The organism is Glutamicibacter sp. AGC84 (genome assembly GCF_053543575.1).
Genome location: NZ_JBLVOC010000027.1, coordinates 360,870 through 366,340, shown reverse-complemented (window position 1 = coordinate 366,340; position 5,471 = coordinate 360,870). Strand labels below are relative to the sequence as shown.

7 protein-coding genes and 1 pseudogene are annotated in these 5,471 nt (G+C 56.5%); 5 read left to right on the top strand and 3 right to left on the bottom strand.

Going from position 1 to position 5,471, the window contains the following annotated elements; genetic code table 11:
- Window positions 1–144: 144 nt before the first annotated feature.
- The 3 genes from ACNPN0_RS18150 to ACNPN0_RS18140 form a co-directional block, all read right to left on the bottom strand.
- Complete coding sequence (locus ACNPN0_RS18150) at window positions 145–597, bottom strand: hypothetical protein (RefSeq protein WP_434691878.1); 453 nt, start codon at window positions 595–597, stop codon at window positions 145–147.
- Entirely contained in the window at window positions 594–815 is a 222-nt protein-coding gene (locus ACNPN0_RS18145) for a helix-turn-helix transcriptional regulator (protein ID WP_434692154.1), read from the bottom strand. The genes ACNPN0_RS18150 and ACNPN0_RS18145 overlap by 4 nt, the downstream gene beginning before the upstream one ends.
- Before the next feature lie 266 nt (window positions 816–1,081).
- The gene (locus ACNPN0_RS18140) at window positions 1,082–1,582 is read right to left on the bottom strand and encodes a tetratricopeptide repeat protein (protein WP_434691875.1); all 501 of its coding nucleotides are present in this window, start codon (window positions 1,580–1,582) and stop codon (window positions 1,082–1,084) included.
- Window positions 1,583–2,026: 444 nt separating this feature from the next.
- Between ACNPN0_RS18140 and ACNPN0_RS18135 the strand changes: the two genes are divergently transcribed.
- From ACNPN0_RS18135 to sufU, 5 genes and pseudogenes are all read left to right on the top strand, one after another.
- Window positions 2,027–2,341 (top strand): hypothetical protein, encoded by a 315-nt coding sequence (locus tag ACNPN0_RS18135; protein WP_448937573.1) that lies wholly within the window; start codon window positions 2,027–2,029, stop codon window positions 2,339–2,341.
- A gap of 197 nt (window positions 2,342–2,538) precedes the next feature.
- Window positions 2,539–2,811, top strand: a pseudogene (locus ACNPN0_RS18130) (50S ribosomal protein L25); the annotation flags it as partial.
- 42 nt (window positions 2,812–2,853) lie between these two features.
- Window positions 2,854–3,435, top strand: a complete 582-nt coding sequence (pth, locus tag ACNPN0_RS18125) for an aminoacyl-tRNA hydrolase (protein WP_105657104.1) — start codon at window positions 2,854–2,856, stop codon at window positions 3,433–3,435.
- 257 nt (window positions 3,436–3,692) lie between these two features.
- Window positions 3,693–4,985: a SufS family cysteine desulfurase gene (locus ACNPN0_RS18120; RefSeq protein WP_434692152.1), complete on the top strand. Its 1,293-nt coding sequence runs from the start codon at window positions 3,693–3,695 to the stop codon at window positions 4,983–4,985.
- Window positions 4,986–5,438: a Fe-S cluster assembly sulfur transfer protein SufU gene (sufU, locus tag ACNPN0_RS18115; protein ID WP_105657105.1), complete on the top strand. Its 453-nt coding sequence runs from the start codon at window positions 4,986–4,988 to the stop codon at window positions 5,436–5,438.
- Window positions 5,439–5,471 lie beyond the last annotated feature (33 nt).

The window sequence follows — 5,471 nt, the reverse complement described above, 5'->3', positions numbered from 1 at the left end:
CCGGCCAGAGGCGGTTAAGCGATCATTGACAGTGCCCGTAAGAGGAACCTTTAGCGGGATACCCGCTACTTGTCTGTAGTTCCTCTGTCTCGGGTAGCGCGCTTCTAGCCAAATCGACAGATTCTCACGCTGGAGATAAATTGCTTACTCACCCTGATTCGTAGGCGCAATCTCACCACCTCCCAACACCTCGACACCATCAATGATCATTGGATCAGATGGTGTGGTCCGAGCATTCTCTTCAATCATCCCCTCGGGAACAATAATCTGAGTAACCTCGTGATTCGAGATTGCTGAAAACCCAGCAATTCCTCCGAGTGTCAGCACAGCAGCAATAAGGGCAGTGGGTAACAGAATTTTCATAGCTTTATCCTCTTTGAATAGGGTCGGGTTGGACAATGAAGCAAGCCCATGGGCAATCCGCAAACGTGCGCCAGCAATAAGGGCACCGGCAACGACATCAGTTGACGGAATTTCCAACTCACTGCAATCCCGAAGATCCGCCCTCCATTGCTCTGAGCGCACCTGCCGCAGATGTGCCGGGGTTACGAAAAGCGATAGTCGCAACAGTGCACGTACCAGCAACGTCTGACTCATGCGAGTCTCCTGGATTGAGAGGCAGCACCCATGGATGCTTTCGGCCTCTGGGTGGAAATGTACTCCTGGGCATGCGGAACAGCCTCCGCTTCCAACTTAAAGTACCGCCGGCGGGGACCCTTGCGAGTCAGATCTGTATCCCACTCGCTAGTAATCCAGCCAGCATCCTCCAAACGCTCCAGAATCGGGTAAACCGTTCCCGTCTTCAACCCGGTCATCTTCACGATCTGGAGACCCCAGATCGACTCGGATGATTCCATGAGCGCACTAACGACAGCAGCTGTAGCAGGGGTATGTCTCGTCAAGCGTTCCATACCCTAATGCTACCTATGTAGATTTAGGCGGTCAAGCAACGGCAGCCAGTCATTCCCAACTTTGGTGGCTCACCACATTTCAGGGAAACTTGTCCAAAAGCGGATCCTTCTATGAACCATTGTCAGAATTTCCAAAGGATTCCTTACCGCAGGTTTCTTCTGTGATCTTCTCACTGACGGGCCGGAAAGGTGCCCGGAAGTTCCTCCGCATACTCTTTCAGGGCTCTCTTGTAGCCGTCGAGCGTAGGTATGAGAGCGAGCAGCGCGGTACGCAGTGCATCTCCGTAACGACCTTCGTCATATAGTGCTAGGGCGAGAAAGGCTTGGCGCGCGTCATCGTCGTTCCCTAATGAAGGCGCGGATTCGAGTATTGATACTGCCTCTGCCGACGCGCCAACGTTGCGCAGGGTGCTTGCCAATTGGATAAACACGCGTGTTGCACGTTCCCCTTCAAGTCCCGCTTCGATTGCAGCCCTATAGTACGGAATTGCGTCAGTTTCCAATCCTAAAGAGTCATGGACCCCGCCCAATTCAAAGAGAGCCGACGCATCGCCTGGCGGCCGTTCCGAAGCGAGGGACCGCATCGCTGCGATGGTGGCGGTAGGGTTCGACTCGTCAAACGCAAGCTCGTAAAAGTCATCGATCTTCTGATCCCAGGGAGAGTTAGTCATGGCCATAGTCTGACAGGTGACAAAACAAACGACAATGAAGTGGCTCGTGATCACGTTGCCCCGTAAGCCGGTCGTCATACGGGATATACGTGTTCTTGACTCGGCTAATTTTTGAAACACCGAGTTTTCAAACACTTCGGATTCCCATATACCCCGCCCGAGAAAATGCCCGGTGAAGGTGCCTTATACGGACACGGAAAACTATTATTTATGGTGGATCATGGACCAAGAGGGGCAGTATGGAACTTGGCATACGCCAGGTCGCTGTGGGAGGGCTGGAACGCGCTGAGCTACTGCAACGCATGGTCCAAACAGAGGTTCAGCTTAACGACTACGCCAAAATGCTGTTAGCCCACCGGATTTTCGATGAGGTTGTGTCGGCCCCAAAAGGTGACCGTGGTAAGTCGTAATCTGCGACAGCTTGGTTTGGAGGTCGGAGCAACGTTGACTCAGGTCCTTGAACGCGCAGTCAGCGTCGGATTGAAGTTGTGCCCCGCCATGACCGGCCCGTATCTGCGACTGGATTTTCTGGACCAAGCGTCTTCCAGCAAATCAGTGCTCAGTGATGGGAAGAAGCCAGCTGATTCGTTGACCGTCGCTTCCGCGGCACCCGGCGATCAGGAATTCCCGCGCGGATTCTATCTGCGGATGGTGGATGGAGTGCCGCGGCTGCGCGGTTATCGCTGCGATGACGCCCACGGCTTTACGCTGGACGATACTTTTTGTTTTCCAAAGCTGTTGAGCGGAATCCAGGAATAGTGGCGTTCGCTACAGGTTTTCCCGTTGGCGATGGCAGCTGGTAGAATTGTTGACTGTGCCCAGGCGAGGGAAACACCAGCAATGGTGGGACCGTTATCGACAAGGCCGGAAAAGCTCTTTCATCTCCTAGATGTTGGATGCTTCCCGAGTCCACGCAAGGGCCTTAACGAAGCATTCATTTCCTAAGGAGAATTATCATGGCATCTGTCAACCTTGACGCCGTTGTACGTAGCGATTTCGGCAAGGGCGCTGCCCGCCAGGCTCGCCGCGATGGCCAGATCCCAGCAGTTGTCTACGGTGCAGGCTCCGAGCCACAGCACGTACTGCTTCCAGGCCGCGAAACCACCCTGGCCGTTCGCGACCGCGGTGTTGAGCTGGTTCTGAACATCGAAGGCAAGACCGTGAAGACCACCATCAAGGACATCCAGATCCACGCGCTGAACCGCACCGTTGATCACATGGACCTGATCATCGCTGCCTAATTACAGCGAACTAGATTTTAGCTGAGCATCATGAGTGATGGAACTTGGCTCGTAGCCGGACTCGGGAACCCCGGGTCCGGCTACGCTGGCAATAGACACAATATCGGGCAGATGGTGCTCGATGAACTGGCTCATCGAGTCGGCTCGAAATTCAAGACCCACTCCTCGCGTTCCCAGGTTGTCGAAGGACGCATGGGGGTTGGCGGTCCACGCATCGTGCTGGCCAAGCCCATGGTTTTCATGAATCTTTCGGGCGGGCCGGTAGCTAACGCGGCGAAGTTCTTCGGCATCGATGCCGCCCGGCTGATTGTCGTGCACGACGAGATTGACATTCCCTTCGATACCATCAAGCTCAAGCGCGGTGGCGGTGAAGGCGGGCATAACGGCCTGCGGGATATCTCAAAGGCCATGGGCTCCAAGGACTACCTGCGCGTGCGCGCAGGCGTTGGGCGCCCTCCGGGCCGCATGGATACTGCCAAATGGGTTTTGCAGGACTTCTCCAAGACCGAAAAGGCCGATCTTCCGTTTCTGATCGACAATTGCGCTGACGCAGTGGAATTGCTGATGAACTCGGGATTGGAAGCTGCCCAGGCAAAATTCCATATCAGCTGACCGCTGATCCCTATGGGGCGCGGTGAAGCCAAGCGGGGACCGCTGGGGACTTGAACGGTCCGCAGCGGTCCTCGACTTCATTAAATTAGGAAAGCTATGGACCGAGGCGTTCCTTACTAAGGCCTAACTTAGATGTGCTTCGAGGCCCGGAGTGGAATAATTACCCAATGTACCCCTTGCCTAATAGGCCTGTGACGATTCTTTGCCACGGCCTGTCCGGCATCCATGACAATTATTCGGAGGACCACGTGCACACGATGACCGGTCAGCCAGAAGCCCTTGAGGCGTTGACAGCTGCAGAAGTTGAGCGCATCAAGGCCGACTTTGAAATTCTGGAGCACCAAGTCAACGGCGTTGACGTTGTGTACCTGGACTCCGGCGCCACCAGCCAGAAGCCGCGTTGCGTCTATGAAGCCGAGCAGCACTACTACGAGAACGCCAACGCAGCAGTACACCGCGGTGCGCATTCCTTGGCAGTTGAAGCTACCGAGATCTATGAGGAAGCACGCGAGAAGGTCGCCAAGTTCATCGGTGCACGCACCAACGAACTGGTGTGGACTGCCAATGCCACCGAAGCGCTGAACCTGATCAGCTACTCGATGTCCAATGCCTCCTTGGGGCGCGGGGGAGAGGCCGCGGCCCGATTCCGCTTGGGCCCGGGCGATGAAATCCTCACCACCGAACTTGAACACCACGCGAACCTGATCCCGTGGCAGGAACTGGCTTTCCGCACCGGTGCTACGCTGCGCTATGTGCCCGTCACCGAAGACGGTGCACTGCGCTACGAATTGCTTGATGAGCTGGTTACCGAGAAAACCAAGCTCGTTGCCTTCACCCACGTTTCGAATGTGCTGGGCACCATCACCGATACCCAGAAGTTCGTTGACGCTGCCCGCAAGGTCGGCGCCCTGACCGTGCTGGACGGATGCCAGTCCGTGCCTCACCTGCCGGTCGACGTGAAAGCCCTGGACGTTGACTTCATGGCTTTCTCCGGCCACAAGATGCTCGGCCCAACCGGAATCGGCGCACTCTACGGGCGTGAAGAACTGCTCAACGCAATGCCACCGTTCCTCACGGGTGGATCGATGATCACCGTGGTGGACATGGAGCACGCAGAGTACATGCCATCGCCGCAGCGTTTCGAAGCCGGTACCCAGCGCATCGCCCAGACCCACGGCTTGGCTACCGCAGTCAGCTACCTGGATGAAATCGGCATGGGCCGTATCGCGGCCTGGGAAGATCACCTCGGAGCGATGCTCTATGAAGGCATCTCGAAAATCGAAGGCGTGCGCGTTTTCGGTCCGGCCGACGCGCAGCGTATCGGTACTGTCCCGTTTGAAGTGATCGGGGTGCACCCGCATGATGTCGGCCAGTACCTTGACTCGCGCGGCATTGCGGTGCGCGTGGGCCACCACTGTGCGCAGCCGCTGCACCGCGCCCTGGGCGTGAATTCCACGACCCGCGCCAGCACCTATCTGTACAACACGGAAGAAGACATCAAGGCCCTGCTTGAGGCCTTGAGCTCCGTGCGCGAATACTTTGGAGTTTAAATGAACGAATTGGATCAGCTATACCAACAGGTCATCTTGGACCACTCGAAGCGTCGCATCGGTTCGCCGTTGGTTGAGACCACCGAAGGATTGCTGCACGGCGAGTCCCACCAGCACAACCCGATCTGCGGCGACCAGATCCGTGTCCGCGTAGAGCTTGATGACCAGGAGCATTTCACCTCGATGAGCTGGGAAGGCGATGGCTGCTCCATCTCCATGGCCTCTGCCTCGGTGCTGGCCGAGATGTTGCCAGAGCTGACCAAGGAAGAATTTCTTGGGAAGAGGGACTATTTCCGCGAGATGATGCGCTCCAAGGGAAACTTCCAGCCGGATGAAGAGGTGCTGGAAGACGCCGCTGCCTTCGTCGGCGTCTCGAAGTTCCCCGCACGCGTCAAGTGCGCAATGCTCGCTTGGGTAGCCGCTGAGGTCGCCATGCACGAGGCCCGCAAATAGTAGCAAAACCAAATAGCTCGGGCGCCGGCTTCC

What these genes read in the sequence shown, in the direction of transcription:
- sufU (WP_105657105.1), top strand. Translation starts at nt 4,986, where the DNA reads ATGAACGAATTGGATCAGCTATACCAACAGGTCATCTTGGACCACTCG.
- ACNPN0_RS18140 (WP_434691875.1), bottom strand. Translation starts at nt 1,582, where the DNA reads ATGACTAACTCTCCCTGGGATCAGAAGATCGATGACTTTTACGAGCTT.
- ACNPN0_RS18145 (WP_434692154.1), bottom strand. Translation starts at nt 815, where the DNA reads ATGACCGGGTTGAAGACGGGAACGGTTTACCCGATTCTGGAGCGTTTG.
- ACNPN0_RS18150 (WP_434691878.1), bottom strand. Translation starts at nt 597, where the DNA reads ATGAGTCAGACGTTGCTGGTACGTGCACTGTTGCGACTATCGCTTTTC.
- ACNPN0_RS18120 (WP_434692152.1), top strand. Translation starts at nt 3,693, where the DNA reads ATGACCGGTCAGCCAGAAGCCCTTGAGGCGTTGACAGCTGCAGAAGTT.
- pth (WP_105657104.1), top strand. Translation starts at nt 2,854, where the DNA reads ATGAGTGATGGAACTTGGCTCGTAGCCGGACTCGGGAACCCCGGGTCC.